Here is a 25387-nt window from a genome sequence, read left to right on the forward strand (position 1 = left end):
ATGCGCAGGCACGGGCGGTGGATGGCCAAGCTCGCGGTGGTGCTTCTGGTCGGGTTCGTCAGTTCGATCGCCTGGGCGGCGATTCAGGACAAACCGGCCGAGCCGACGAAGTCGGCGCCGGCCGCGGTGGACTGGGGCGCGAAGATCAAGGAGGCCCTGGGGTCCCAGAAGGTGATGGCGGACACCGTCTGGACGCTCATCGCCGGGATGCTCGTCTTCTTCATGAACCTCGGATTTGCGTGCGTGGAGACGGGCCTGTGCCGGGCGAAGAACGCGGTCAACATTCTGTCCAAGAACTTCATCGTCTTCGCGGCCAGCTCGCTGGCGTTCTGGTTCCTGGGGTGGGGACTGATGTTCGGCGACGGAAACTCGTTCGTGGGGACGAGCGGGCTTTTCTGCGTCGGGGGAGCCGACGCCAGTCCCCTGACGGGCGACGACTACAAGAACGCGGGAGGCGTCTACAGCGCCATCAGCTGGAGCGGGACTCCGCTCTGGACGAAATTCTTCTTCCAGCTCGTCTTCTGCGGCACGGCGGCCACCATCGTCTCGGGCGCCGTGGCCGAGCGCATCAAGTACGGCTCCTTCATTCTCTTCACGCTCTTCATGGGCATGGTGATCTACCCCGTGGTGGGCCACTGGATCTGGGGCGGCGGGTGGGCTTCCTCCATGGGCATGGTGGACTTCGCCGGCTCGACCCAGGTGCACTCGATCGGCGGGTGGGCCGCCTTGGCCGGAGTGCTTATGCTGGGGCCCCGCATCGGAAAATACGGGCCGGACGGAAGGGTCAACCCGATTCCGGGACACTCGATGGCGCTGGCCACGATCGGGACCTTCGTGCTCTGGTTCGGCTGGTTCGGCTTCAACCCCGGCAGCACGATGGGCGTGGATCCGGAAGCCATCGGCGAGATCGCCATGACCACGAACATGGCGGCCGCGGCGGCCACCGTGACGGCGACCCTGACGAGCTGGGTGCTGATGGGCAAGCCCGATCTCGGCATGACGCTCAACGGTTCGCTCGCGGGCCTGGTGGCGATCACGGCCCCCTGCGCGTTCGTGACGGTGGGAGCTTCGGTGCTCATCGGCGCGATCGCGGGCGTTCTCGTGGTGGTCTCGGTGATCTTCTTCGACAAGATCAAGGTGGACGATCCGGTGGGCGCGCTGTCCGTCCACCTGGCCAACGGCGTGTTCGGCACCCTCTGCGTGGGCCTTTTCGCCACCCCGGATCGGATCGGCCGGTCGGGAAATTCCGCCGCGACGGCGGGTCTTTTCTACGGCGGCGGCTTCGCCCAGCTCGGCAAGCAGCTGGCGGCGATCGGGGCGACCGCGGCGTACGTCTTGGTGGCGTCCTTCATCTTCTGGGGCATCATCAAGGCGACGGTCGGGATGCGGGTGTCGGCCGAGGAAGAGGTTCAGGGCCTGGACATCGGCGAGCACGGCCAGGAGGCCTACCCCGGCTTCCAGATGGTGCAGAAGTAGGGCAGGGAACAAGAAAGAGGAGAACGACCGTGAAAAAAGTGGAAGCCGTCATCAAGCCCTTCAAGCTCGACGAGGTCAAGGCCGCGCTGAGCCAGGTCGGCGTTCAGGGTCTCACCGTCACCGAGGTCCGGGGTTTCGGCCGCCAGAAAGGCCACAAGGAGCAGTACCGCGGGACCGAATACACGGTGGACCTCGTGCCCAAGGTCAAAATCGAGGTGGTCGTCTCGGATGCCTCGACTCCCGCCGTGGTCGAAGCCATCATCCGGTCCGCCCGCACGGGCGAGATCGGAGACGGAAAGATCTTCGTCTCGCCCCTCGAACAGGTCGTCCGCATCCGCACGGGCGAAAAGGGCGAGGCGGCGGTGTAGGAATCCCGTCTTCCGGGAGGGTCCGCCGACGGGGAGCGGACCGCGGCGGACCCCCCGGCATTCCGGCCCCCTGGAGGGAGGAGGAAACGGGCCTCCGGACGCAAGGAGGCGCCGGTTGCCCCGCGGGCCGGCCGCCGATATCATGCGGGTCCCATGGGCGAAGTCCTGGCCGCGGGCGGCCTGAAAGAGGGCTTGGCGCGGGAGCGCCTCCAGATCGAGGCGCTGCACCGCGCCGGCGCTCTCGGCGGACAGGTGTCCTCCGCCCTGACCGACCTGTACGACCGCGCCGTCGGCCGCGCGTACCGCGAGGCGGTCGAGCGCCTGCCCGCCGCCGAGCGCCCCCATGTCCTTCGGGAGCTGGCGCTCGTCGCCGTCGGCGGCTACGGGAGGGGCGACATGGCCCCTTACTCGGATGTGGACCTCCTTTTCCTCCATGTCCGCCGCCCCCGGGCTTCGGTTCTCGAGCTCGTCTCGGCGCTCGTGCGGGATCTTTGGGACGCGGGACTCAAGCTCTCCCAGAGCGTCCGCTCCCCTTCGGACGCGATCGCGTTTGCGCGGAAGGACTTTCCGCTGCGCACCTCCCTCATGGAGGCGCGGCTCGTCGTGGGAAGCGCCGCGCTCTTCGCCGAACTTCAGCGCCGCTGCCACCGTCTGATCGCCTCGTCGTCGCTGGAGCGCTTCATCGACGCCTGCCTTCAGGAGCGAGCCCAGGAGCACCGCGACACGGTGGCCAGCGTCAACCTCCTGGAGCCCAACGTCAAGAAGAGCCCCGGCGGACTGCGGGACGTGCACCTCTTGCGCTGGATCGCCCTGTCGCGGTACGGGACGCGCGATCCGGAAATGCTCCGCGTGGGCGGCGTGCTCACGGCCGAGGACGCTCAGACGCTTTCGGCGGGCGCCGAGTTTCTCTATCGTATCCGCCACGAGCTTCACTTCCACGCCCGCGGGGCCCAGGACGTCCTCACGCGCGAGGAGCAGGTCCGCATCGCCCGCTGGCTCGGGTTCGAGGATCAGGGGCCGCTCCTGGGCGTGGAACGCTTCATGCAGCAGTACTACCGGCACACGACGGCGGTCCACGACCTGGCGATGCGCTTTGCCGCCGGGGCGCGCCGGCGGGGACTGGCCCGCCGGGCGCTGGACCGTTTCCTCACCCGGCGGGTCGAGGAGCATTTTCTCCTGGGCCGCGAGACGATCGCGATCGATTCCCAGGCCCCTCCGGAGGAGCTGCGCCGGGCGGATGTTCTGCTGCGCCTTTTCGACCTGGCCCGCAAGCACGGCGTGGCCGTCGCCCACGAGACGCTGGAGCGCGTGCGCGCCGCCGCGCCGGGCTGCGAGCTGACGCCGGAGGCGCGCCGCCGGTTCCTGGAGATCATGGCGGACCCCGAGGGGCTCGGCGGCCTGGTCCGGAACCTCCACCGGGTGGGACTTCTGGGGCGCTTCATCCCCGCCTTCGAGCACGCCCGCTGCCTGATGCAGTTCAACCAGTACCACAAGTACACCGTGGACGAGCACTCCATCCGCGCCCTCGAGGCCGCCGCCGCGCGCGCCCGCGACCCGGGTCCCATCGGACAGGCCTACCGGGAAACCCGCCGCAAGGACGTTCTCCACCTGGCCGTCCTCCTGCACGACATCGGCAAGGGGCGCGAGGAGGATCACAGCGAGGTGGGACGGCGGATCGCCGAGGAACTGGGACGGGAGCTGGGGCTCGACGAGCACGACCGCGCCCAGCTCGTCTTCCTCGTCCACAAACACCTCCTCATGGCCCACACCGCCTTCCGGCGCGACGTCGCCGACGTCAAGACGATCGTCCAGTTCGTCCGGGCCGTGGGGACCCTGGAGACGCTCCGGATGCTCTACGTCCTGACGGCGGCCGACACGGAGGCCGTCGCGCCCGGAAGCTTCACGGGATGGAAGGAGTCGCTCCTGACGGAGCTCTACATGCGCGCGTCGGAGGAGCTCTCCGGTTCCGCTCCGGTGGCCGACGAACGCCAGCGCGCTGAGGCCGTGCGTTCGGCGCTTCGCGCGCGCCTGGCCGTCCGGGAGCCCCTCGAAGCCCTGGAACGCCGCCTGGCGGCCATGCCCGACGCCTATCTTCTGCGCACCGATCCGGAAACGCTGGCGGCTCACCTGCGCATTCACGCGGAGCTCGATTCCGAACGGGGCGTCCGCGTGGAATCGGTCTATCTCAAGGAGACGGGACTGACCCAGTACACCGTCTTCGCGCGGGAATCGCTCACCCCCGGAATCTTCTCGAAGATCACCGGCGTCCTGGCCGCCGAGCGCTTCCAGATCGTCGACGCCCAGATCGTGACCTGGTCGGACGGATTCGTCGTGGACGCCTTCCGAGGCGTGGACACCGATTTCCCGGGAGAACCCCCGCCCTACCGCCGGACTGAAATCGCCGGCCGGATCGAGGAAGTCCTGCTCGGGCGGCGGACGGTGGAGGCGCTCTTCGCCGCCCGGCGGGCTCCCTCGCCGCCGAACCCGCTGCGGGTCTCCTCGGGTTCCACCCAGGTCGAGATCGACAACGCCAGCTCCGACCGCTACACCATCGTCGAGGTCTTTGCGGACGACCGCCTGGGACTTCTCTACACGATCGCCCGGACCCTCTTCGAGATGGGGTTGTCCATCTCGTCGGCCAAGATTTCCACGCGGCTCGACCAGGTGGTGGACGTCTTCTACGTCACCGACCGCCAGGGGGCCAAGCTCACCGACGGCGAACGGAGCGAAGCGGTCCGGCGACGCCTCCTGGAAGTTCTGGACGCCTTCCGATAGCGCTCTCGGGTGTTAAGGATCATGGGGGCGGAGAAGGAGGGTTCATGGGACGGTTCGTCGCCTGGGGTCTCGTCCTGGCCGCGTTCGGGGGACCGTCGGGGGCTCAGGAGGAGTCCGGCGCGGGCCTCCGCGCCGGCGCGGCCGCGAGCAACATCACGCCGTTTCTGGGCGAGCCGATCGTGGGCGGCTGGGATTCGCCTCCGGCCGCGCACATTCACGACGAGCTTCACGCCCGCTGCCTGGCGCTCGACGACGGCCGCACGCGGCTTCTCTTCGTCGTCTGCGACAACGTCGGAGTGTCCCGCGAGGTCTTCGACGAAGCCCGCGGGTTGATCGAAAAGGAGACGGGCGTCCCCGGGGCGCATGTCCTTTTGTCCTCGACGCACACGCATTCGGCGACGTCCGCGCGCGGCCGCGGCCCGCTGGGAGGGGGGCCGCTTTCGGACTACGCGCGCTTCCTCGCCCGCCGGATCGCCGACGCCGCCCGCCGGGCGCTCAACCATCTGGAGCCCGCCCGGATCGCCTGGGGATCCGTGCAGGCTCCGGAGCATCTTTTCAACCGCCGCTATTTCATGAAGCCCGGCGTTGCGATTCCCAACCCGTTCGGCGGCGAGGACCGGGTGCTCATGAATCCCGGGGTGGGGAACCCGAATGTGGACCGGCCCGCCGGCCCCGTGGATCCCGAGCTGGCCTTCCTCTCCGTGCGCGCCCGCGACGGCCGGCCCCTGGCGCTTCTGGCCGTGTATTCGCTGCATTACGTGGGCGGCGTCCCCGCGGGGCACGTGTCGGCGGACTATTTCGGGGTTTTCGCCGAGCGTGTGGGCGAGCTTCTGGGAGCGTCCCGCCACGACCGCCCCTTCGTCGGGATCCTGGCCAACGGCACCAGCGGGGACGTCAACAACATCGACGTTCTCGGGAAACCCGAGCGCCTGCCTCCCTACGAAAAGATGCGCCGGGTGGCCGACGCGCTGGCCGAGAAGGTCGCCCGGGCCGAGCGGGAGCTGGTCGGGGACGACCGATGCACGCTCGGGGCCCGGATGCGGGACCTGGTGCTCAGGGTGCGCAAGCCCACGGCGGAGCAGCTCGCCCGCGCGCGGGAGGTGCTGGCCCGGCCTCCGGACGCCAAGCCGAGGCATCCGCGGGAAGCGGTCTACGCGCGCCGGGCGCTTGAACTTTCCGAGGCGCCCGAGGAGGTGTCGGTGCCCCTTCAGGCGGTGCGGGTCGGGGACGTGGGCATCGCGGCCGTTCCGTTCGAAGTGTTCACCGAGATCGGCCTGGAGCTCAAGCGCCGCATTCCGCTGCCGCGCCGGTTCACGGTCTCGCTGGCCAACGGGTCCTACGGGTACCTGCCGACGCCCGAGCAGCACGCGCTCGGAGGGTACGAGACCTGGCTGGGGACCAACCGCGTGGAGGTCGAGGCCTCCGTCAAGATCGTCGAAGGGCTCCTGCGTCTTTTCGACGAGCTCGCGGGGCCGCGTTAAGGTTGTCGGGCCCGGTCCTGAAAAGCTAGAATGTCCGGCCGGTCGTTGAGGCCGTACTTTCGTCGCGCGGGACCTCTTTCAAGGGGGATAGGGATGGGCATTCCTCGATTTCTGGGGGCGCTTGCGGTGGCGGCCGTCGGGGCGGCGGGGCCGGTCTCGGCGTGGGGTCAGGATCCGGCGTCTTTGGAGAAGAGAGTGGCCGAACTGGAGGCCAAAGCGGCCGCTCCGGTGAACTCCGGCGACAACGCCTGGATGCTGGTCTCGTGCGCGCTGGTTCTCATGATGACCGGTCCGGGACTGGCGCTCTTCTACGGGGGGCTCGTCCGCCGGAAGAACGTGCTGTCCACCATGATGCACAGCATGTTTCTGATGGGGCTGATGTCGCTGCTTTGGTTTCTCTACGGCTACAGCGTAGCGTTCGCCGACGGGAACGCCGTTTTCGGCAGCCCCGCGACCTACTTCATGATGCGGGGGGTGAGCGCTTCCGAGCCCAATGCGACCTACGCGGCGACGATCCCGCACCAGACCTTCATGCTGTTCCAGCTCATGTTCGCGATCATCACTCCGGCGCTCATCTCGGGAGCCTATGCGGAGCGGATCAAGTTCAGCGCCATGGTGCTTTTCACCCTCCTGTGGGCCACGGTGGTCTACTTTCCGCTGGCGCACATGGTGTGGGGCAACGGGGGGCTTTTCAACTGGGCGCTCGGCGGAAAGATCCCGGCGCTGGATTTCGCCGGAGGCACGGTGGTCCACATCAGCTCGGGCGTTTCGGCCCTCGTGTGCGCGGTCGTCGTGGGCCGGCGCCTGGGGTATCCGGGGCAGCCCATGCCGCCGCACAATGTGGTCTACAGCATGGTCGGCGCGGCGCTGCTCTGGGTGGGCTGGTTCGGCTTCAACGCCGGCAGCGCGCTCTCGGCGGGTTCGGGGGCCACGTCGGCCTTTGCGGCCACCCATTTCGCCGCGGCCGCGGCGGCGGTCAGCTGGGCGGGGGCCGAATGGGTTTTGCGGGGCAAGCCCAGCGCCCTGGGCGCCGCCTCGGGCATGGTGGCGGGTCTGGTGGCGGTGACCCCCGCGGCCGGTTTCGTCACCATCCCGGCCGCCGTGGCGATCGGCCTGGTCGCCGGGGTCGTCTGCTATCTGGCGGCCGCCAAGCTCAAGTACGTCCTCGGCTACGACGATTCGCTGGACGCTTTCGGCGTGCACGGGGTCGGCGGCACCCTCGGGGCGATCCTGACGGGGCTGCTGGCCAGCAAGGAGGTGAATCCCGCGATCTTCAAGGAGGAAGCCGGGAAGGTGATCTACGACTACTCGGGCGGGGCGGGACAGTGCTTCAACCAGCTGCTGGCCGCCGGCATCACCTGGGTGTGGGCGGCGGTCGCGAGCTTCGTCCTCTTGAAAATCATCGATGCCCTGGTGGGCCTGCGTCCGACGGAGGCCGAGGAGAATCAGGGCCTGGACCTCACGCTTCACGGCGAGGCGGCTTATAATTAGAGGGAAAAGGAGATCCGCGGTGAAGAAAGTCGAAGCCATCATCAAGCCGTTCAAGCTCGACGAAGTGAAGAACGCCCTTTCGAAGATCGGCGTTCAGGGACTGACCGTCACCGAGGTCCGCGGCTTCGGGCGCCAGAAGGGCCACAAGGAACAGTACCGCGGCGCGGAGTACACGATCGACTTCGTGCCCAAGGTGAAAGTCGAGGTCGTCGTGGCCGACTCCGCCGTGGCCGGCGTCGTGGACGCCATCACCCGCGCCGCCCGCACGGGCGAGATCGGGGACGGCAAGATCTTCGTCTCGACGCTCGACGAGGCGATCCGCATCCGGACCGGGGAACGGGGCGAGGCCGCGGTCTAGGCGGCGGGGTTGACGGCGACCGACGGATCGATAGGATAAGGCACCTATGGACCGCATTCCCATGACGCGGGAGGGGTACGAGCAGATCCGCAGGAAACTCGACCACCTCAAGAACGTGGAACTTCCCCGCCTCCAGAAGGCGCTGGGAGAGGCGCGCGAGCTGGGGGATCTCTCCGAGAATTCGGAGTTCGACGCCGCGCGCTCCGAAATGTGGAACGTGGACCAGCAGATCGCGGAGCTGGAACAGAAGCTCGCCCTGGCCGACGTCATCGACCCCTCGGCTCTGAAACTCGACGCGATCGCCATCGGCGCGTTCGTGCGGGCGGAGGACCTGGAAACGCGCCGGAGGGAGGAGTTCCTGCTCGTGGGGGAAGGGGAAGTCCGCAACGACGTGGACACGGTCTCGGTCGTCTCCCCCCTCGGTCAGGCCTTCCTGGGCAAGAAGGTCGGGGACGTGGCCGAGGTCCAGGCGCCCCGGGGGCGGATCCGCTACCGGGTCCTCGAGTTCCGGTATGGCTAGTCGCGGCGGCCCTCCCGGGAAGCGCCGGCAGGCCCGCACGTACGCCTCGGCCGCCCGCTCGGGGCTGGACGCTCCGTTGCCGCGGATCGAGACGTGGGAGAACCAGTTCCCCCGGACCACGATCACCATCGTCGATCCGGAGTACAACGCCATCTGTCCCAAGACGGGCCTGCCGGATTTCGGGACGTTGACCGTCCAGTACGAGCCGGACCGGAAAGTGATCGAGCTGAAGTCCTTCAAGCTCTACATCACCGCCTTCCGGAACCTGGGGATCTTTTACGAGAACGCGGTCAACCGCGTGCTCCGGGACCTCGTGGCCGCGTGCGATCCCGTGTGGATGGCGGTGACGGGGGAGTTCGCCGCCCGCGGAGGCATCCGCACGCGCGTGGACGTGCGCTACGAGCGGGGGCGCTGAACGGCCGCCTCGGGGCCAACCGCGTCTCCCACCCGCACTTCCCCCGACGCGACCACGCGGGCGAGCAGGCCCCGGCGGTTTCCGATCCGCGCGCGCAGGCCCGGCCGCACGGAATCAATGAAGGCGCACGGCTCGCAGGGCTTGGTGATCTCGAGGACCGCCGAGCCCACGCGCAGAAGCGTGCCCGGCGCCAGCGCCGTCAGATCGATCCCCCGCGTGACGATGTTTTCGCGGACTTCGCCGGGGGACAGGCCGAAACGGTCGCAGTCCTCTTGCGCCATGAGGAGCACCTGGCGGGAGCTTCCGGGGCGCGCGTGGTGGTCCCCCTCGATGCCCAGCCCCGCGACGAGGCGCAGGCTCGGGCGCGCCTCCATCGGCCGCCGTCCCCCGGGACAGCGCTGGAGGTGGATCACGAGGGCCACCGGGCCATTATAGCGTCGGCCGGGCGGCACGTCCCTATTCGTCCCGGTCGCCTTCGGCCTTTTGGGTTCCCTCGCGCAGATGGCGCTCGATACGGTCGATTTCGAGGAGGAATTCCTCCCGGAATCCTGCGGAGACCGGCGGGCGGCGCGGAGTCCGGCCTCGGGTGCGCCGAGCGGGTTTCTTCTTTCTCATTCCTCGTTCTCCCCTTTCTTTTCGAGCGCTCCCGCCGGAGCCGCGTTATGGATCCGCCCGCCGGCGCCGTTGCCCGGCCCCGTGGGATCGGGTATCCTGCGGGCGAATGAAGCTGGATCCGGATCCGTCGCTCGGTCGCGCGCTTGAGATCGCCCGCGCCGTTCGGGACGCCGGGGGGCGCGCCTACCTGGTCGGGGGGCTGGTCCGCGACCGCGTTCGGGCGGCGCTTCTCGGGGAGCCGCCCTCGGAGGCGCGGGATTTGGATCTCGAAGTGTACGGCCTGCCGGGAAACGCCCTGCGCTCGCTTCTGGAGCGGTTCGGGCGGGTGGACACGGTGGGAGAATCGTTCCGGGTCTACAAGATCGGCGACGTGGACGTGAGCCTTCCGCGGCGCGACCAGAAGAGGGCTCCCGGCCACCGGGGCTTTACGATCGAGGGGGATCCGGACATGTCCGTGCGGGAGGCCAGTCGACGCCGGGATTTCACGATCAACGCGCTTCTCTGGGACCTCCTGACGGGGGAAGTGCTGGATCCGTGGGGCGGGATCGAGGACCTTCGCGCCCGGCGGCTGCGCGCGGTAGACCCCGCCACGTTCGGAGAGGATCCGCTCCGGGTGCTCCGGGCGATGCAGTTCGCGGCGCGCTTCGAGTTCGCGATCGATCCGGGGACCGTGGCCCTGGCGCGCGGCATCCCGCTCGAGGAGCTTCCGGCGGAGCGCCTCTGGGGGGAATTCGAGAAGCTGCTCCTCCGGGCGCGGCGCCCGTCGATCGGCCTGGCGGCGGGGCTCGAGATGGGCGTGATGGACCGGCTTTTTCCGGAACTTAAGGCTCTGGTAGGGTGTCCGCAGGAGCCGGCCTGGCATCCCGAGGGCGACGTGTGGGTCCACACGCTTCAGGCGGTGGACGTGGCCGCGGGTCTCGTCGAAGATCTTTCCTACCCCCGGAAGGCGGCGGTTCTTCTGGGAACGCTCTGTCACGACCTGGGAAAGCCGCCGACCACGCGGGTGATCGACGGCCGGATCCGGTCGCTTCATCACGAGGAGGAAGGCGTGCCGCCCGCGCGGCGGCTTCTGGACCGCCTGAATGTCCACACGCTGGACGGCTTCGACGTTCGACGGCAGGTCCTGGCGATTGTGGCCAATCACCTTAAACCGGGGCTCTTCTACAGGGAGCGGGACCGGCTGGGGGACGGCGCCTTCCGGCGCCTGGCCGCCAAGTGCGAGCTCGATCTGCTCTATCGCGTGGCCAAGGCGGATTCGCTGGGCCGCCGGGCTCCGGGAGCGCCGGAACCGGACGCGGAGGCGCAGGAATGGTTCATCCGCAAGGCGCGGGAGCTGGCGGTGGAGCACGGGCCGCCGAGGCCGCTCCTGATGGGGCGCCACCTTCTCGAGATGGGGGTGGCGCCGGGGCCGGCCATGGGGCGGCTCCTGCACGAAGTCTACCAGCTTCAGCTCGACGGGCAGGTCCGCACGCTCGAGGAAGCGCGGGAGGCGGCGCGGCGGCTTCTCGGCGTTACGCCTTCCGAGGGTTCCCCGTAGAAGCCCCTTCGGGCGTCCGCGCCGCGCGCTTGCGGTCCAGGCGCAGTTTGTACTCGATCGAGTCCACGAGGGCCTGCCAGGACGCCTCGATGATGTTGTGGGACACCCCTACGGTGCCCCACGTCTCATGTCCGTCCCCGGAGGCGATGAGCACGCGCGTCTTGGCGCTGGTGCCCTGGGTGCCCTCGAGGATGCGGACCTTGTAGTCCCGGAGCGACATCGTCTTGAGCGTCGGGTAGAAGGCGTCGAGCGCCTTCCGCAGGGCGTTGTCCAGGGCGCTGACGGGTCCGTTTCCCTCGGCGGCGGCGTGTTCGGGGATGCCGTTGACCTTGAGCTTGATCGTGGCCTCGGCGGCCGGAGCGGCGTCTCCGCGTTTCTCCACGACGACGCGCCAGCCTTCGAGCTCGAAGCTGCCGCGATGGCGTCCCAGGGCCTTCTCCATGAGAAGCTCGAAGGAGCCCTCGGCGCCCTCGAACTCGTAGCCCTGATCCTCGAGCTCCTTGAGAAGCTGGAGGATCTGGCGGGTTTCCGGCGTGTTCTTGCTGAGATCGATTCCGTACTGGGCCGCCTTCCAGAGGACGTTGGACTGGCCCGAAAGTTCCGAGACCAGCACGCGGCGATGGTTGCCGACGAGCTCGGGGTTGACGTGTTCGTAGGTCTGAGGGTGCTTGGAGACGGCCGCCACGTGAGCCCCGCCCTTGTGGGCGAAGGCGGAGTCTCCGACGTAGGGCTGATGCTGCCAGGGCGGGCGGTTGGCCAGTTCCGAGACGAACCGCGAGACGTCGCGCAGCTGGGCCAGGGATCCTTCCGGCAGGCACGGAAGGCCGAGCTTCAGCATGATGTTGGGGATGATCGAACAGAGGTTGGCGTTGCCGCAGCGCTCGCCGTAGCCGTTGATCGTTCCCTGAACGTGGTCCACGCCTTCGAGCACCGCCGCCAGGCTGTTGGCCACCGCGCACTCGCCGTCGTTGTGGACGTGGATCCCGAGCGGCGCGCGGACATGCCGGCGGACCTCGCGGATGATCTCGACGACCTCGTGGGGCAGGGTGCCCCCGTTGGTGTCGCAGAGGACCAGGCACGAGGCGCCGGCCTCCTCGGCCGCCCGCAGGGTCCGCAGAGCGTACTCGCGGTTGCTCTTGAAGCCGTCGAAGAAGTGCTCCGCGTCGTAGACGACTTCCTCGAAGCGCGGCTTGAGGAAGCCCACGGAGTCGGAGATCATCGCGAGGTTCTCCTCGAGGGAGGCGTTGAGCACCTCGAGCACCTGGAAGTCCCAGGTTTTGCCGAAGATCGTGGCGACGGAAGCGCCCGATTCGACGAGCCGGCGGAGGTTGGAGTCCGCGGAGGCGGCGGTATGGGGGCGCCGCGTCGATCCGAAGGCGGCGAGCTTCGCGCGGCGGAGGGGCACTTCCTTCATGCGTTCGAAGAAGCGCACGTCCTTGGGGTTCGAGCCCGGCCAGCCTCCCTCGATGTAGTGGACGCCGAACTCGTCCAGGCGCCGGGCGATGCGCACCTTGTCCTCCATGGAGAAGGTGACGCCTTCGCCCTGAGTGCCGTCGCGCAGCGTCGTATCGTAGATTTTGATCCGCCGGCTCATGATCCGACCCTCCATGTCCCGGGCCGCGAGGCCTCGTTCGGGTTCGATGAATGAGGAAAAGGTCAACGGGTGGGGGCTCCACGCCCGGATTCCGGGCCCGGAGCGGGCGGGCGGCGGCGCCGGGCCGCGCCCGCGCTAGGTAATTCGACGGAGGTCCGTTCCGGCGAAGCCTCGCATAGGTTTCCTAACATCTCCGATCGGGACTGGTTTTTCAAGAGGAATATGCTAGAATCCGCAGGATGTCGCTCAGCCTCATTCTCCTCACGCTGGCCACCACCGTGGTCTTCGAAGTTCTCACCTGCGCCGGCCGGTTCTTCCTGGGCTTGCGCTCGTGCGAGATCGCCCCGCGCTACACGCGCTACACGCTCGGGGTGCGGATCCATCACGGGTACGTGGGCGCCGTGGCCATGCCGCCGGGCTTCATGGTCTCCTCGGATCCCGTCTTTTCGCCCGTCCTTCTGGCGGTGGCGGGCGGTCTTGTCCTGTCCGATCTCGTGCATCACTTCGTTGTTCTCCCCCTGATCACCGGCGAATTCGATTAGATCCCGCGATTTCCCCGGACGCCTGAACCGCCCTTCGGCTATACTCTCCTCAACGCGCAGTGGGGGCTAAAGATACGCCGGTCGACGCGCCCCTGGAGGCGCCGGCCGTATTCGAGGCGCGTCCCTCCCTGCGGGAAAGGAGGTGATCCAGTGCAGGTGGGTGAAAGTATTCGGAGGCTCTCGAGCTAGCGGGAGCAGGCGTGCTCTCGCCTGCCGCGGGAGCCACGGTACTCTGAACCTCGCGAAGGGGCCCCGTCCGGAAACGGCCGGGGCCCTTTCTTTTTCGGCCCGGGCGCGGGAGTCACCGCCAGTCCGCCAGGAAGACGTTGAGGTCGCGCCGCGGATCGCGCGCGCCGCGGTTGGAGATGAAGACGAGCCGCCGGCCGTCCGGGGAGAAGTGGGGAAAGCTGTCGAATCCTTCGTGCCGCGTGAGCCGCCGGAGGCCCGTGCCGTCGGGACGGATCGCGTAAAGGGAGAAGCGGCCCGGCGCGTCGGCCTCCAGGTTGGAGGCGAAGACGATCGTCCGCCCGTCGGGGTGGAAGCAGGGAGCCCAGTTGGCCTTGCCGTTCCGCGTCAGCGCCCGCTCTTCGGTGCCGTCCGGGCGGGCCAGGTAGATTTCGAACCGGCATCGATTCGGACGCAGCACTCGCCGCGAGAGGAGCCTCCGATATTCTTCCTCTTCTTCGGGAGTCTCCGGATAAAAGGCGCGGTAGACCAGCCATTGTCCGTCGGGCGAGAAGAAGGCGCCGCCCGCGTAGCCGCGCCGGTGGTTCACTTTCCGGAGGCCGGTCCCGTCCACGTTCATCGTGTAAAGACCGATCCCGCCGTCGCGGTGGGAGGTGAAAACGATGCGCCGGCCGTCGGGAGCGACGGTCGCCTCGGCGTCGTAACCGTCGTGGTCGGTGAGCTGCCGGAGCGTGCCGTCGGTTTCGCGGAGGAAAAGGTCGAACGTGCGGTGGAACGCCCAGGCGTAGCCTTCGCGGCGGTCGGGCGGGGGGGGAGGCTCGGCCCCGTGGTGATGGGTGGAGGAGAAGATCATCCGCCCGTCCGGAAGGTAGTAGGCGCAGGTGGCCTTCCCGCGGCCGTCGGTGATCCGCCGGAGCGCGCGCGTTTCGAGGTCCAACTCGTAGATCTGGTCGGCCGCGTCTCCGGGGCGGACGGCCATGAGGACCAGGCGTCGTCCGTCGAAGGAGAAGTAGGCTTCCGCGTGGGTCCCGCCCTCGGTGAGGGGACGCGGGTCGCGGGGGTAGGGCTCGGGCGGCCCGGGCTCGAGCGTTCCGCATCCGGCCAGAAAGAGCGCAAGCCCCATGCGGCGCATGAGGGCTCATCCTACGTCGCCGGCCCGCGGGCGTCAACGACCCCCCTTTTTTCGCGCGGCCGGGGCCGTCGCCGGGTAGAATGGGGCATGCCTCGGAAACGCCGGCGCCGGCCGTTCGTGGTCGGAAAGGACTTCCGGACCGACGGGAAGGAGCGCGTCACGCGGGGCGAGGACTACGTGGTGCACGGGGGAACGGCGCTCACGCACGAGGAGACCGTGGACCTCGTCAACGAGTTCTCCAAGCGGCTGCGCAAGGAAGGCTCTCCCGACGCCTCGACCGCCGCGGAAATCCTGCGCGAAGTGCTCTACGAACGCCGCCGCCGCAACTGACGCCGGAGCGCCCGCCGCAGCCAGGGCGTCAGGCGCCCCGCGGGACGCGCCGCGAAGAGCCAGGCGTCCACTTCGCGGGGGTTGGGACGCACGCGTTCGACCGTTCCGACGAAGACGGCGCAGATTTCGTTTTCGCCGTCCCCGCGGTATCGCGCCGTGTACGCGAAGCGGTCCACCTCGCGCAGCCGCGGCCGCACGCCCATTTCCTCGAAGACGCGCCGCCGCGCCGCCCGCGCGTAGGTCTCGCCTTCCTCCACATGGCCGGCGACGGTTCCGTCCCAGTATCCCGGCCACAGCCACTTGCGCCGGTGCCGCCGCGCCAGAAGAAGCTCCCCGCGGCGGTTGTAGAGCATCACGAGAAAGGCGCGATGGCGCCGGCCGCGGCCCTCGTGGCAGGCGCGCCGCGAGGCGGTGCCGATCACGCGGTCGCGCGCGTCCACGAGGAGGAGCCGGCGGGGCATCGGGGCCCATTAGACGGCCGGCCGCGCCGGGTGTCAAGCGGGCGGACGGCTCCCTTGTATTTTATGATTTATAAGTTATAATTAGCCGGGACGGCTCTCTCCGGGCGGCGCGGGGCGCGCGCCGCGCGGGGGCGGGCCGTGTCCGAGGAGAGGGGGGACGCATGGCGATCGCCTTCGCGCTTTTCGGCTGGATGTTCGGGACGCCGGCGGCTCAGGATCCGGCGTCCGCCGGACCGACCGTGGCCCTGCCGCCGGGACTTCCGGAACCCGCCCCCGCGGTCATCCCCCCGCCTCCCCCGCCCTCCACGGCGCCTCTGCTTCCGGATCCGGCCCCGAGCGCCGGGCTCGGCGGCTTTCTCGTGGGCTCCTTCGCCGTCCTCGGCCTTCTGGGAGGCGCGTTTCTCCTGCTTCGCCGCTTCGCCCGCGGAACGCGGCTTCTCGGCGGAGGCGCCATCGAAGTCCTCGCCCGCCGCGCCCTGGGGCCCCGCCAGGAGGTCTTCCTCGTCGACGTCGGCCCGCGCGTCTTCCTCATCGGGGCCACCCGCGACCGGCTGGCCCCCCTCGGGACGTTCGCGCCCGAGGAGGCCGCGGAGCTGAGGGCGCGCCTCGGCGCCGCTCCTGCGGAACCCGCCCCGCGTCCGGCCTCCCCCGTCCCCGCCCCGCCCGCCGGAGAGGACGACGGGGATCCGTACGACTCGCTCGTCGAAGAGCTCGCGGAGATTCGAAAAACGGTCCACGCCTGGAAGGCCTAGGGACCGCGCCCGGGGGACCCTCGTGAAACGGAAAGGGGCGACGATTCTGGCGTGCCTGGCCGGTCTGGCCGCGGCGGCCGCGTCGGCTCACGCGGCGCAGGAGCCGGGGTTCGACCCGCTCCGCCTGGCCCGCGACGCGGGCAAACCGGAGAACGTCCGCGGAGCCCTCGACCTCGTCGTGGGACTCACGGTCCTTTCGCTCGCCCCGGCCCTCCTGGTCCTGGTCACGTCGTTCACCCGCATCGTCATCGTCCTTTCCTTCGTCCGGCGCGCGATCGGCGCCCCGGAGCTTCCGCCGAATCCCGTCCTGACCGGCCTGGCCCTCCTTCTCACGTTCATGGTCATGGCTCCCACCTTCGGAGCCGTCAAGCGCGATGCGCTCGATCCCTATACGCAGCCGGCCCCGGAGCGCCGCATCTCCCAGGAGGAAGCCTTCCGGCGCGCCTCGGGACACCTGCGCGCCTTCATGTTTCAGCACGTCCGCGTCCGGGATCTCGGGCTCTTCATGGATCTGAGCCGCCAGCCCCGCCGGGAGCGCGGCTGGACGCCGGACGACGTCCCGACCGAAGTCCTCATTCCCGCCTTCGTCACAAGCGAACTGCGCCGGGCCTTCGTGATGGGCTTCGCGATTCTCCTGCCGTTTCTCGTCATCGACCTCGTGGTCTCGGCCGTCCTCGTCGCGCTGGGCATGTTCGTCCTGCCCCCCGCGGTGGTCTCGCTGCCCTTCAAGGTCCTGCTGTTCATCCTGGTGGACGGGTGGAACCTCGTCGTGGGATCGCTGGTGAAGAGTTTCCATGGATAGCGCTTCGGTCTCGCTCGCGGTGGACCTGGCCCGGCAGGCGCTCTGGGTGGCGGCGAAGCTGTCGCTGCCGGTGCTTCTGACGGGCCTGACCGTCGGCCTGGTCGTCGCCGTCCTCCAGGCGGCCACCCAGGTGCAGGACGCCACGGTCAACCAGGTGCCCAAGATGCTGGCCGTGGGGGCCGCGCTTTTTCTGGCGATGCCCTGGCTTCTGGCGACGCTGGTCGAGTACTGCGTCGCGCTGGTGCGCGACATGGGAGCCTGGTTCCGGTAGGCGGACGATGGAGAAGATCTTCGAGCTCGGCCGGGCGGAGGCGCCCTTCTTCGCGCTGACGTTTTTCCGCGCGTCCGGGCTCGTGCTTCCGGCCCCGGTTCTCGGAAGCGCGAGCCTTCCGGCGCCGCTCAAAGCCTTTCTCGCGCTCGCCCTGGCGGCGGTGTTCTTCCCGTGGGTGGGCCGCCCGGCCGCTCCCCCTTCGGGCATGGCCGCTTTCTTCCTGGCCGCCGCCGGGGAATTCGCCGTGGGCGCCTTCGTGGGATTTTCGGCCTGGATCCTGTTCGCCGCCGTGCGCTCCGCCGGCCGCCTGCTCGATCAGGAGCTCGGAATCTCCGCGGCGTCCCTCCTGGATCCCCTGACGCCCGAGTCCTCGTCGGTCCTGGCCGGCTTCAAGGTCCTCCTGGCCGCGGTTCTTTACCTCCTCATCGACGGCCATCACCTCCTCATCGCGGCCCTGGCCGACAGCTTCCGCGCCGTTCCCCTGCCGGCGGCGGGTCCGTCCGAGACCACGCTCCTTCAGGCGGCCCGGTCGCTTCCCGCGGATCTTTTCCGCATGGCCGTCCAGATCGCCGCGCCGGCCTGGACGGCGGCCTTCCTCGTCACGATCGCCGCCGCCTTCGCCGCGCGGGCGGTCCCGGACCTCAACGCCTTCGCCCTGTCCTTCGCCCTGCGGCTCCTCGTCGGCGTCCTGGTTCTGGCGGCGGGCGTGGGGCTTTTCGCCGAGAACTTTCGCGCGCTTCATGAGGCGCACTTCGGAGCCGTGCGCGGACTCGTCGCGCGGTGGGGAGGATGAGCCGCCGTGCCTGAGGACCGGTTCGACGAGCGGACGGAACCCGCGACGCCGCGGCGGCGCCAGGAGGCGCGCGCCCGCGGCCATGTGGCCCGGAGCGCGGACCTGGCGGCGGCGGTCGTTCTGCTCGGCGGCGTGGCGGCGCTGGCCGTCTTCGGACGGTCGCTGGCGGGGGGACTTTTCGACTTCACGCGCGACGCGCTGGGAAATCTGGCCGCCGCGACGGCGGAAGGGGACGCGCCGGCGGTCCGGCTCCGGGCGGCTTTCCATGCGGCCCTGGCGGCTTCGCTTCCGGTGGTCGCGATTCCGGCGCTTGCCGCCGCGGCGGCCAGCGTGGCGCAGGTGGGATTTTTGTGGGCCTGGCCGGCGGTGGCGCCGGACTTGGCGCGGCTGGATCCGGCGGCGGGACTGGGGAGGATCTTCTCGGGCCGCGCCCTCCTGCGCGCGGGGGCCGCCCTGGCCAAGGTCGCGGCGGTCGCGGCGGTGGCGGGCCTCACGCTCTGGGCCGAGCGGGAACGCGTCGCCGCGCTCGGGGCCCGGTCCGCCGAGGAGCTCGCGCGGGCGTGGTCGGGCGCGACGGCGGTTCTGGCGCTGCGGGCGGGCCTGGCGCTCCTGGCGCTCGGGTTGGCGGACTACGCGGTCGCACGGTGGCTCTACGAGCGCGACCTGCGCATGAGCCGCGCGGAGCGGCTCGAGGAGCAGCGGCGCACGGAGGGGGATCCGCGCGTGAAGGAACGCCGCCGCGCGCTCCGCCGCGGGTTTGTCGCCGCGGCCGCGCCGCAGGGAACCCTCGAAGGGGCGGCCGTTCTCGTCGTGGAGCCGGATCGGGCCGCCGTGGCTCTGAAGTACGACCCGGAGCGCGATCCGGCGCCCGTCGTGGCGGCCCGTGCGACCGGTCGCGCCGCCGAACGCCTGCGGGAAGCGGCCCTCGCGGCGGACGTGCCGGTCGTGGAGCGCGGGGTGGCGCGGACGCTCTGCCGCAAGGTCGAGGTGGGCCGGCCCATCCCCGAAGGGGCGTTCCCGGAAGTGGCGGAAATCCTGGCGTTCATCGTCCGCCTCAAGGGCGGGGCGCCGGCATCGTAGGGAGGAGGCGAGCATGGAGGCGAAGCTGAGGCTGACGGTCGCCGGGGGCGAGGCGATCGACCTTGTCCTCAAGGGCCCGGCGCGGGCCATCGAGGAGCTGATCGAGCGGCTGCGGGCCATGGCGGGGCCGCTCGACGTGACCGGCGGGCAGTGCTGCTGGTCGATGACGGGGAAGGACACGACGGTCCACCTCGTGGTGGATTCCGACCGGGCGGCGTCGTAGGACGGCCCGGCTCGGAGGAGAACACGGAATGCGTTGGGCGGAAGGGCTCGGCAAGCACCGGGACGTGGCGCTCGTCCTGTCGGTGCTGGCGATCCTGGGGACGATCTTCGTCCCGCTGCCGCCCTTCGTCCTGGATGCGCTCCTGACGCTGTCCCTGACGGCCTCGCTTCTGATCCTGGTGACCGTGATCCACGTCCGGGATCCGCTGGAGCTTTCCGCCTTTCCGGCGGTGCTTCTTCTGACGACGGCGTTCCGCCTGGCCCTCAACGTGGCCACGACGCGGCAGATCCTGGCCAACGCCGGGCAGGAGGGGACGGGCGCGGCCGGCCGCATGGTCGAGGCCTTCGGCCGGTTCGTGGCGGCCGACGAACCGGTGATCGGCTTCGTGATCTTCGGGATCCTGGTTCTGGTCAATTTCGTGGTGATCACGAAGGGGGCCGGGCGGATTTCCGAAGTGGCCGCGCGGTTTGCCCTGGACGCGCTGCCGGGCAAGCAGATGGCCGTCGACGCGGATCTCAACGCGGGGCTGATCGACGAGGCGGAGGCCCGGCGGCGGCGCGAGCGGATCGCGCGGGAGGCGGACTTTCACGGGGCCATGGACGGGGCTTCGAAGTTCGTGCGGGGCGACGCCGTGGCGGGCCTCGTGATCACCTTTCTCAACATCGCGGCCGGTTTCGCGGTGGGCTGCCTGCGTCACGGGATGAGCGCCGCGGACGCGCTTTCGACCTACACGATTCTGACGATCGGGGACGGGCTGGTAACCCAGGTGCCGGCGCTCGTGGTTTCGCTGGCCGCGGGTCTCATGGTCTCGCGGGCGGCGGCGCGGGAGGACCTGGGCCGCGAGGTGTTCGGGCAGGTTTTTTCCGAGCGGCGGGCGCTCTGGACCGGCGCGGGCTTCCTGGGAGCGCTCGCGGCGACGGGCCTCCTTTTCGGGAGCGGCCTCCCGGTGGTGCCGATGGCGGCGGGGGCGGCGCTTCTGGCCTGGGGGGCGCGCGCCCTGGCGCAGGCCGAGAAGGCCGCCCGGGAACGGGAAGCGGCGGCCGCCCGCGCTCCGGCGGCTCCCGCGCCCGAAAAGGTGGAAAGCCTGCTGCGCGTCGAGCCCGTGGAACTCGAGGTGGGCTACGGCCTCGTGCGGCTCGTGGAGCCCGCGCAGGGGGGCGATCTCCTCGACCGGATCTCGCGCCTGCGCCGGCAGATGGCCGTGGAGCTCGGCCTCGTGGTGCCGCCCGTGCGGGTGCGGGACAACGGGCAGCTTCCGGCCGCCGGGTACGCGATCCGCATCTACGGGACGCCCGTGGCCGAAGGGACGCTGCGCGCCGACCGCCTGCTGGCGATGGACGCGGGCGGCGCCTCGGGGGCGCTCGAGGGGGAAAAGACGCGCGAGCCGGCCTTCGGGCTTTCGGCCTTCTGGATCGCGCCGTCCGATCGCGGCCGCGCCGAAGCGCTGGGCTACACGGTGGCCGAACCGGCGGCCGTTCTGGCCACGCACCTGGGCGAGGTGCTCCGCCGGCACGCCCACGAGCTTCTGACGCGGGATGAGGTGCAGAGTCTGCTCAAGACGCTCAAGGAGACGCGGCCCGCCGTGGTGGAGGAGGTCGTGCCGGCGATCCTCAAGCCCGGCGAAGTTCAGAAAGTCCTCCAGAATCTTCTGCGGGAAGGCGTCTCGATCCGCGATCTCGGGACGATCCTCGAGGTTCTGGGCGATCATGCGCCGCGCTCGCGGGATCCCGAGGCGCTCACGGAGCACGTCCGGCGGGCGCTGGCGCGGACGATCTGCCGCGCCCATCTGGAAAAGGACGGGCGGATGCGCGTCATCACGCTCGACCCGAAGCTCGAGGATCTGATCCGGTCGGCGACGGAGCGGACGGAGCGGGGCGCGGAGCTCGGCCTGGCGCCGGCGGTGGCGGCCCGGCTGGCGGAGCGCCTGAAGCGGGAAGCCGAGCGGCTGGAGGCGGCGGGGCATGCGCCGGTGATCCTCTGCTCTCCCGCGGTGCGCCCGCACGTGCGCCGGATCGCGGAGGCGGTGCGTCCGGGCATGGCGGTGCTTTCCTACGGCGAAATCGTTCGGGACGTGCGCGTGGAGGCTTGGGGCACGGTAACGGCGGACGCCTAGGCGCCCGCCCTGGAGAGAGGGGATGCAGATACGTCGGTACGTGGGAACGGACGAGGCGGAGCTCCTCCGTCGCATCCGATCGGAGCTCGGGCCGGACGCGGTGATCCTGCATTCGGCGTACGGCCGCCGGTCGGGGTGGCTGGGACTGTTCGGGCGCCCGCGGATCGAAATCGTGGCGGGCGGCGGCTTCAAGATCGTGCGGGACTTTGCGGGGCCGGCGGCCCGGGGCCAGAGTCCGCCGGCCGGGCGGGGGGGGGCGGCGCCGGACGCGCTGCGCCGGGAGATCGCGGAGATCCGGCGGCTGATCTCCGAAACGCAGGCGCGGGTCGAACGGGCGCGGGGGGTGGACGGCCCGCCCGAGCTGGTCGAAGAGTACGCGACCCTGGCGGCCTCGCGGGTCTCGGAGGATCTGGCGCGGAAGATGGTGGCCCGCCTGCGGGCGGCGCTTCCGCCCGGGGAGCTCCGCGACCGGGCGCGGCTGCGCGCCTCGATCCGGGATCTGGTCAAGGGGATGATCCGCTGCACCGAAGGGATCGCGCTGCGGCCGGGACGATGCGTGCGGGTGGCCTTCATCGGGCCGACGGGAGTGGGCAAGACCACGACGATCGCCAAGCTGATCTCGATCTACGCGCATCGGGGGCGCGAGGTCGCCGTGATCACGAACGACACGTACCGGATCGCCGCCGCCGAGCAGATCCGGAGAGTGGCGCAGCTCGTGGGCGTGCCCATCCGGGTCTGTCCCCGGCCGGCCGACGTGGAGCGGGCGCTGGAGGAATTCGCGGGGCGGGATCTCGTGCTTCTGGACACGGCGGGGCGCAGCCAGCGCAACGCGCGGCGCCTTGAGGAGCTGCGGGAGGTGCTGGCCGCCGCCCGCCCCGATGAGACGCATCTGGTGGTGTCGATGACGACGCAGCCCGAGACCGTGGTGGAGGTCGCCGAGCGTTTCGCCCCGTGCGGCTACGACCGGCTGGTGATCACCAAGCTCGACGAAGCGATCAAAGTCGGGGTGGTGCTCGACGTCCTGTCGCGCGTGCAGGCGGAGCTGTCCTTCGTGACCACGGGGCAGGAGATCCCCAGGGACATCGAGGTGGCGGATTCGGAACGCCTGGCGTCGCTGATCCTCGGGGAGGAGTCGCTATGAACGCGCTGGAGAAACGGAACTTCGGAAAGATCGTGCCCGAGGATCCGCCGCTGGCGCCGGCCCGGGACCAGGCGGAAGGAGTGCGGCGGCTGGCGCGGTCGCGGCCGCGGCACGCGCGGGTTCTGGCGGTCACCAGCGGCAAGGGCGGCGTGGGGAAGACCAACGTGGCGGTGAACCTCGCGATCGGCATAGCCCAGCGGGGCAAGAAGGTGGTGCTGGTGGACCTCGACCTGGGGCTGGCGAACGCGGACATCCTGCTCGACCTGACCTCGAAGTACACGCTGGCGCAGGTCCTGACGGGGCGCAGGACGATCGAGGAGGTGACGCTCCCGGCGATGGGGGGGATCCGCGTCGTTCCGGGGGCCAGCGGCGTGGAGCGGCTGGCGAACCTCTCCGACGTGGAGCGCGAGGCGCTCCTGGCGAGCTTCGACGCGCTTCACCGGGACGCGGACGTCGTGATCTTCGACACGGGCGCCGGGATCTCCCGGAACACGACCGCGTTCCTGGCGGCGGCGGATGATATAATTGTGGTAACGGTTCCGGAGCCCACCGCCGTCGTGGACGCGTACGCCGTCCTCAAGATGGTCAGTCGAGAGGGGGATCACGGCAACCTGTACATCGTGATCAACCAGTGCGCCGGCCGGGAGGAAGCCGAGCGGTTCGCCGGGGGGATCGCCGTGACGGCCCACAAGCTGCTCAACGTGTACGTGGAGAAGCTAGGGTACATCGTGGCCGATCCCCGGGTCCCGCAGGCCGTCCGGCAGCGCCGGCCGTTTCTGCTGGCCTATCCGGGCTGCGCCGCGAGCGCCTGCCTGCGGTCGATCGCCGACCGGCTGGTTCTGAGCGCGGCGCGCCCCGCGGCGGAGGAGCGGCCGTCCTTCGTGCGGCGTCTCTGGGCGGCGATCGCGGGGAGGTAGGGGGAGATGAACGCGCGTCGGATGGGGGCGATCCTCGGAGGGATTCTCGGAGGGGCGGCCGGTCTGGCCGCGGCGTCCGAAGTGCCGGCGGCCCAGGCGCTCTTGCGGGCGCTGGCCGCCGCGGCGCTGGGGTACGGGCTCGGGAGCGTGGTCTTCGGGCCGTTCGGTCGGGGCCTTCTCGAGGAGGGGGCGGCCGGAGGGGCGGGAGCGGAAAAGGATTCGATCGGGACACCCAAAGGATAGGAGAGAGGGGGAAGCCATGGCTTACGCGACGAAGCGGTCCAAGGAGGAAGTGGCGCGCCTGTGGGAGGAGTTCCGCCGGACGCGCGATCCGAAGATCAAGAACATCCTGTCGGAGGAATACCTGCCCATCGTCCGATACGTAGCCGAGAAGATGATCGAACGCCTGCCGCACAACGTGCAGGTGGAGGATCTCATCGGCGCGGGCGTCTTCGGGCTTTTCGACGCGGTCGAGCGGTTCGACGTCACGCGCGGGGTGAAGTTCGAGACCTACTGCGTGGGACGCATCCGGGGCGCGATGCTGGACGAGCTGCGCCACATGGACTGGGTGCCGCGCCTGACGCGCGCGCGGGCCAACCGGCTGGAAGAGGCCTACGCGAAGCTCGAGAAGGAGAACGGCCGGCCGCCCACGGACGTGGAGCTGGCGCGGGAGCTGAAGATCTCGCTCGACCAGCTCGACGAGCTCTATCGCGAAGTGAGCGGCGCGTCGCTCGTGTCGCTCCAGCGGCGCACCCTCGAGAAGGATCCCAGCCAGCTCGGCGTGGACGTCATGGAGGACGAGAAGATCGAGGGCCCGCTGCCGGCCAACACGCGCAAGGATCTGGTGGAGTTCTGCCAGAAGAAGCTGTCCGCGAAGGAGCGCTACATCCTCATGATGTACTACTTCGAGGACCTCACGCTCAAGGAGATCGGCCGGGTCCTGGGGCTCTCCGAGTCGCGCGTGTGCCAGCTTCACGCCAAGCTCATCGCGCGCCTGCGGGCGTACCTCAAGCACAAGAAGGTGGAGATCGCGTAAGGGCGCGCGGCCGGGACTGGCCCGCCGGGCCGTTTCGTGCTACACTCGGCGCCCGTGAAGATCCTGCTTTCGAACGACGACGGCGTTTCGGCGCCCGGGCTCCATGCGATGGCGGCCGCGCTCCGGAGGCTGGGCCAGGTCACGATCTGCGCCCCCGAGGGGCCCAAGAGCGGCGCCTCGAGCTCGCTCACCCTCTACCGGCCGCTCATGGTCACGAAGGTCGCCGACGGCTGCTGGAGCGTCAGCGGCAACCCGGCCGACGCGGTGAAGCTGGCCGTCCGAGAGATCCTGGACGGGCGGCCCGATGTCGTGGTCAGCGGCATCAACAACGGTCTCAACACGGGCTCGAACGTCCTTTACTCGGGAACCGTCGCGGCCGCCCTGGAGGGGGCCCAGGCCGGCGTTCCCTCGTTCGCCGTGTCCCGCAAATTCGCGGACCACGAGGATTTCCGGGCCGAGGCGCGGCTGGCCGCGCGCCTCATCGAGCGGATCCTGGCCCGGGCGCCGCGGCCGGGGACGGTCTACAACGTGAATCTCCCGCCGGGAAAGCCGCGCGGCGTCCTCGTCACGGTCACGGAGCTCAAACCGTACGTGGACCGCTACGAGCGGCGGCGGGATCCCCGCGGCCGGACCTACTACTGGCTGCGGGGCGAGCCGCCGCGCCTGCCGAGCCGCAACGGCCGTCCGACCGACGACTGGGCCATCGCCCACGGGTACGTCTCCGTGACGCCCTTGCGCCGCGACCTGACCGACCGCGACCTCCTGGAGACGCTCTCGGGCGTCTTCCCCGCCAAGGGGTGACGGGCCGATGCTTTCCGAGTACGTTCGGGACGCGCTCGCGGCGCTTCGGCGCGGGCGCCTCGTGCGCACCCCGCCGGTGATCGAGCGCGTCCGGGGGCCGTACGTCACGATCGGCGGGCGGGAATTCCTCGGGTTCGCCTCGAACGACTACCTCGGGATCGGCCGGGATCCCCGCCT

General features: G+C 70.0%; 28 protein-coding genes. 23 read left to right on the plus strand and 5 right to left on the minus strand.

Going from position 1 to position 25387, the window contains the following annotated elements; genetic code table 11:
• The 8 genes from amt (at position 1) to queF (ending at position 8884) form a co-directional block, all read left to right on the plus strand.
• Positions 1–1476 (plus strand): ammonium transporter, encoded by a 1476-nt coding sequence (gene amt, locus VNO22_16355; protein HXG62944.1) that lies wholly within the window; start codon positions 1–3, stop codon positions 1474–1476.
• A gap of 29 nt (positions 1477–1505) precedes the next feature.
• A complete protein-coding gene (locus VNO22_16360) occupies positions 1506–1844 on the plus strand; it encodes a P-II family nitrogen regulator (GenBank protein HXG62945.1) in 339 nt (112 codons plus the stop codon).
• Positions 1845–1997: 153 nt separating this feature from the next.
• On the plus strand, positions 1998–4619 hold the full coding sequence (gene glnD / locus VNO22_16365; GenBank protein ID HXG62946.1) for a [protein-PII] uridylyltransferase: 2622 nt from the start codon (positions 1998–2000) through the stop codon (positions 4617–4619).
• Positions 4620–4663: 44 nt separating this feature from the next.
• The gene (locus VNO22_16370) at positions 4664–6100 is read left to right on the plus strand and encodes a hypothetical protein (protein ID HXG62947.1); all 1437 of its coding nucleotides are present in this window, start codon (positions 4664–4666) and stop codon (positions 6098–6100) included.
• A gap of 93 nt (positions 6101–6193) precedes the next feature.
• On the plus strand, positions 6194–7591 hold the full coding sequence (locus tag VNO22_16375) for an ammonium transporter (GenBank protein ID HXG62948.1): 1398 nt from the start codon (positions 6194–6196) through the stop codon (positions 7589–7591).
• Positions 7592–7610: 19 nt separating this feature from the next.
• Positions 7611–7949 carry a P-II family nitrogen regulator gene (locus VNO22_16380; GenBank protein ID HXG62949.1) on the plus strand — a complete coding sequence of 113 codons (339 nt, stop codon included), beginning with the start codon at positions 7611–7613 and terminating at the stop codon, positions 7947–7949.
• Positions 7950–7995: 46 nt separating this feature from the next.
• The gene (gene greA / locus VNO22_16385; protein HXG62950.1) at positions 7996–8469 is read left to right on the plus strand and encodes a transcription elongation factor GreA; all 474 of its coding nucleotides are present in this window, start codon (positions 7996–7998) and stop codon (positions 8467–8469) included.
• Positions 8462–8884: a preQ(1) synthase gene (gene queF / locus VNO22_16390; protein ID HXG62951.1), complete on the plus strand. Its 423-nt coding sequence runs from the start codon at positions 8462–8464 to the stop codon at positions 8882–8884. The genes greA and queF overlap by 8 nt, the downstream gene beginning before the upstream one ends.
• Here the strand turns inward: queF and VNO22_16395 are convergent.
• Both VNO22_16395 and VNO22_16400 read right to left on the minus strand, forming a co-directional pair.
• Complete coding sequence (locus VNO22_16395; GenBank protein ID HXG62952.1) at positions 8866–9306, minus strand: MOSC domain-containing protein; 441 nt, start codon at positions 9304–9306, stop codon at positions 8866–8868. The two genes, queF and VNO22_16395, sit on opposite strands and share 19 nt — an antisense overlap.
• Positions 9307–9340: 34 nt before the next feature.
• Positions 9341–9499 (minus strand): hypothetical protein, encoded by a 159-nt coding sequence (locus VNO22_16400; GenBank protein ID HXG62953.1) that lies wholly within the window; start codon positions 9497–9499, stop codon positions 9341–9343.
• Positions 9500–9605: 106 nt separating this feature from the next.
• On the opposite strand from VNO22_16400, the gene VNO22_16405 reads away from it, so the two are divergent.
• Complete coding sequence (locus tag VNO22_16405) at positions 9606–11036, plus strand: HD domain-containing protein (protein HXG62954.1); 1431 nt, start codon at positions 9606–9608, stop codon at positions 11034–11036.
• Here the strand turns inward: VNO22_16405 and cimA are convergent.
• On the minus strand, positions 11011–12630 hold the full coding sequence (cimA, locus tag VNO22_16410; protein HXG62955.1) for a citramalate synthase: 1620 nt from the start codon (positions 12628–12630) through the stop codon (positions 11011–11013). The two genes, VNO22_16405 and cimA, sit on opposite strands and share 26 nt — an antisense overlap.
• A gap of 239 nt (positions 12631–12869) precedes the next feature.
• Between cimA and VNO22_16415 the strand changes: the two genes are divergently transcribed.
• Entirely contained in the window at positions 12870–13172 is a 303-nt protein-coding gene (locus VNO22_16415; GenBank protein HXG62956.1) for a hypothetical protein, read from the plus strand.
• A gap of 301 nt (positions 13173–13473) precedes the next feature.
• On the opposite strand, the gene VNO22_16420 is transcribed toward VNO22_16415, so the two are convergent.
• Positions 13474–14490 carry a hypothetical protein gene (locus VNO22_16420; protein ID HXG62957.1) on the minus strand — a complete coding sequence of 339 codons (1017 nt, stop codon included), beginning with the start codon at positions 14488–14490 and terminating at the stop codon, positions 13474–13476.
• Between the two features lie 87 nt (positions 14491–14577).
• Between VNO22_16420 and VNO22_16425 the strand changes: the two genes are divergently transcribed.
• Positions 14578–14820 carry a hypothetical protein gene (locus VNO22_16425; GenBank protein HXG62958.1) on the plus strand — a complete coding sequence of 81 codons (243 nt, stop codon included), beginning with the start codon at positions 14578–14580 and terminating at the stop codon, positions 14818–14820.
• On the opposite strand, the gene VNO22_16430 is transcribed toward VNO22_16425, so the two are convergent.
• A complete protein-coding gene (locus VNO22_16430; protein ID HXG62959.1) occupies positions 14796–15281 on the minus strand; it encodes an NUDIX domain-containing protein in 486 nt (161 codons plus the stop codon). The genes VNO22_16425 and VNO22_16430 overlap by 25 nt on opposite strands.
• Positions 15282–15442: 161 nt before the next feature.
• Here VNO22_16430 and VNO22_16435 point away from each other — a divergent pair, with 161 nt between their 5' ends.
• From VNO22_16435 to surE, 12 genes are read left to right on the plus strand one after another with little or no spacing between them, the layout of a single operon-like run.
• Positions 15443–16033 (plus strand): flagellar biosynthetic protein FliO, encoded by a 591-nt coding sequence (locus tag VNO22_16435; GenBank protein ID HXG62960.1) that lies wholly within the window; start codon positions 15443–15445, stop codon positions 16031–16033.
• A gap of 22 nt (positions 16034–16055) precedes the next feature.
• Complete coding sequence (gene fliP / locus VNO22_16440; GenBank protein ID HXG62961.1) at positions 16056–16835, plus strand: flagellar type III secretion system pore protein FliP; 780 nt, start codon at positions 16056–16058, stop codon at positions 16833–16835.
• A complete protein-coding gene (locus tag VNO22_16445; GenBank protein HXG62962.1) occupies positions 16828–17106 on the plus strand; it encodes a flagellar biosynthetic protein FliQ in 279 nt (92 codons plus the stop codon). Before fliP ends, VNO22_16445 begins: the two co-directional genes overlap by 8 nt.
• Before the next feature lie 7 nt (positions 17107–17113).
• On the plus strand, positions 17114–17899 hold the full coding sequence (locus VNO22_16450) for a flagellar biosynthetic protein FliR (protein HXG62963.1): 786 nt from the start codon (positions 17114–17116) through the stop codon (positions 17897–17899).
• Between the two features lie 6 nt (positions 17900–17905).
• On the plus strand, positions 17906–18979 hold the full coding sequence (locus tag VNO22_16455) for an EscU/YscU/HrcU family type III secretion system export apparatus switch protein (protein HXG62964.1): 1074 nt from the start codon (positions 17906–17908) through the stop codon (positions 18977–18979).
• Between the two features lie 13 nt (positions 18980–18992).
• A complete protein-coding gene (locus tag VNO22_16460) occupies positions 18993–19202 on the plus strand; it encodes a hypothetical protein (GenBank protein ID HXG62965.1) in 210 nt (69 codons plus the stop codon).
• Between the two features lie 28 nt (positions 19203–19230).
• Positions 19231–21315: a flagellar biosynthesis protein FlhA gene (gene flhA / locus VNO22_16465; protein ID HXG62966.1), complete on the plus strand. Its 2085-nt coding sequence runs from the start codon at positions 19231–19233 to the stop codon at positions 21313–21315.
• 22 nt (positions 21316–21337) lie between these two features.
• The gene (locus VNO22_16470; protein ID HXG62967.1) at positions 21338–22456 is read left to right on the plus strand and encodes a GTP-binding protein; all 1119 of its coding nucleotides are present in this window, start codon (positions 21338–21340) and stop codon (positions 22454–22456) included.
• On the plus strand, positions 22453–23373 hold the full coding sequence (locus tag VNO22_16475; GenBank protein ID HXG62968.1) for a MinD/ParA family protein: 921 nt from the start codon (positions 22453–22455) through the stop codon (positions 23371–23373). Before VNO22_16470 ends, VNO22_16475 begins: the two co-directional genes overlap by 4 nt.
• A gap of 6 nt (positions 23374–23379) precedes the next feature.
• Positions 23380–23616, plus strand: a complete 237-nt coding sequence (locus VNO22_16480; GenBank protein HXG62969.1) for a hypothetical protein — start codon at positions 23380–23382, stop codon at positions 23614–23616.
• A gap of 16 nt (positions 23617–23632) precedes the next feature.
• Positions 23633–24409, plus strand: a complete 777-nt coding sequence (locus VNO22_16485) for a FliA/WhiG family RNA polymerase sigma factor (GenBank protein ID HXG62970.1) — start codon at positions 23633–23635, stop codon at positions 24407–24409.
• A 54-nt stretch (positions 24410–24463) separates the two neighbouring features.
• A complete protein-coding gene (gene surE, locus VNO22_16490) occupies positions 24464–25210 on the plus strand; it encodes a 5'/3'-nucleotidase SurE (protein ID HXG62971.1) in 747 nt (248 codons plus the stop codon).
• Positions 25211–25387: the final 177 nt, after the last annotated feature.

It is taken from the genome of Planctomycetota bacterium, from assembly GCA_035574235.1.
In the GTDB taxonomy this organism is placed as follows: domain Bacteria; phylum Planctomycetota; class MHYJ01; order MHYJ01; family JACPRB01; genus DATLZA01.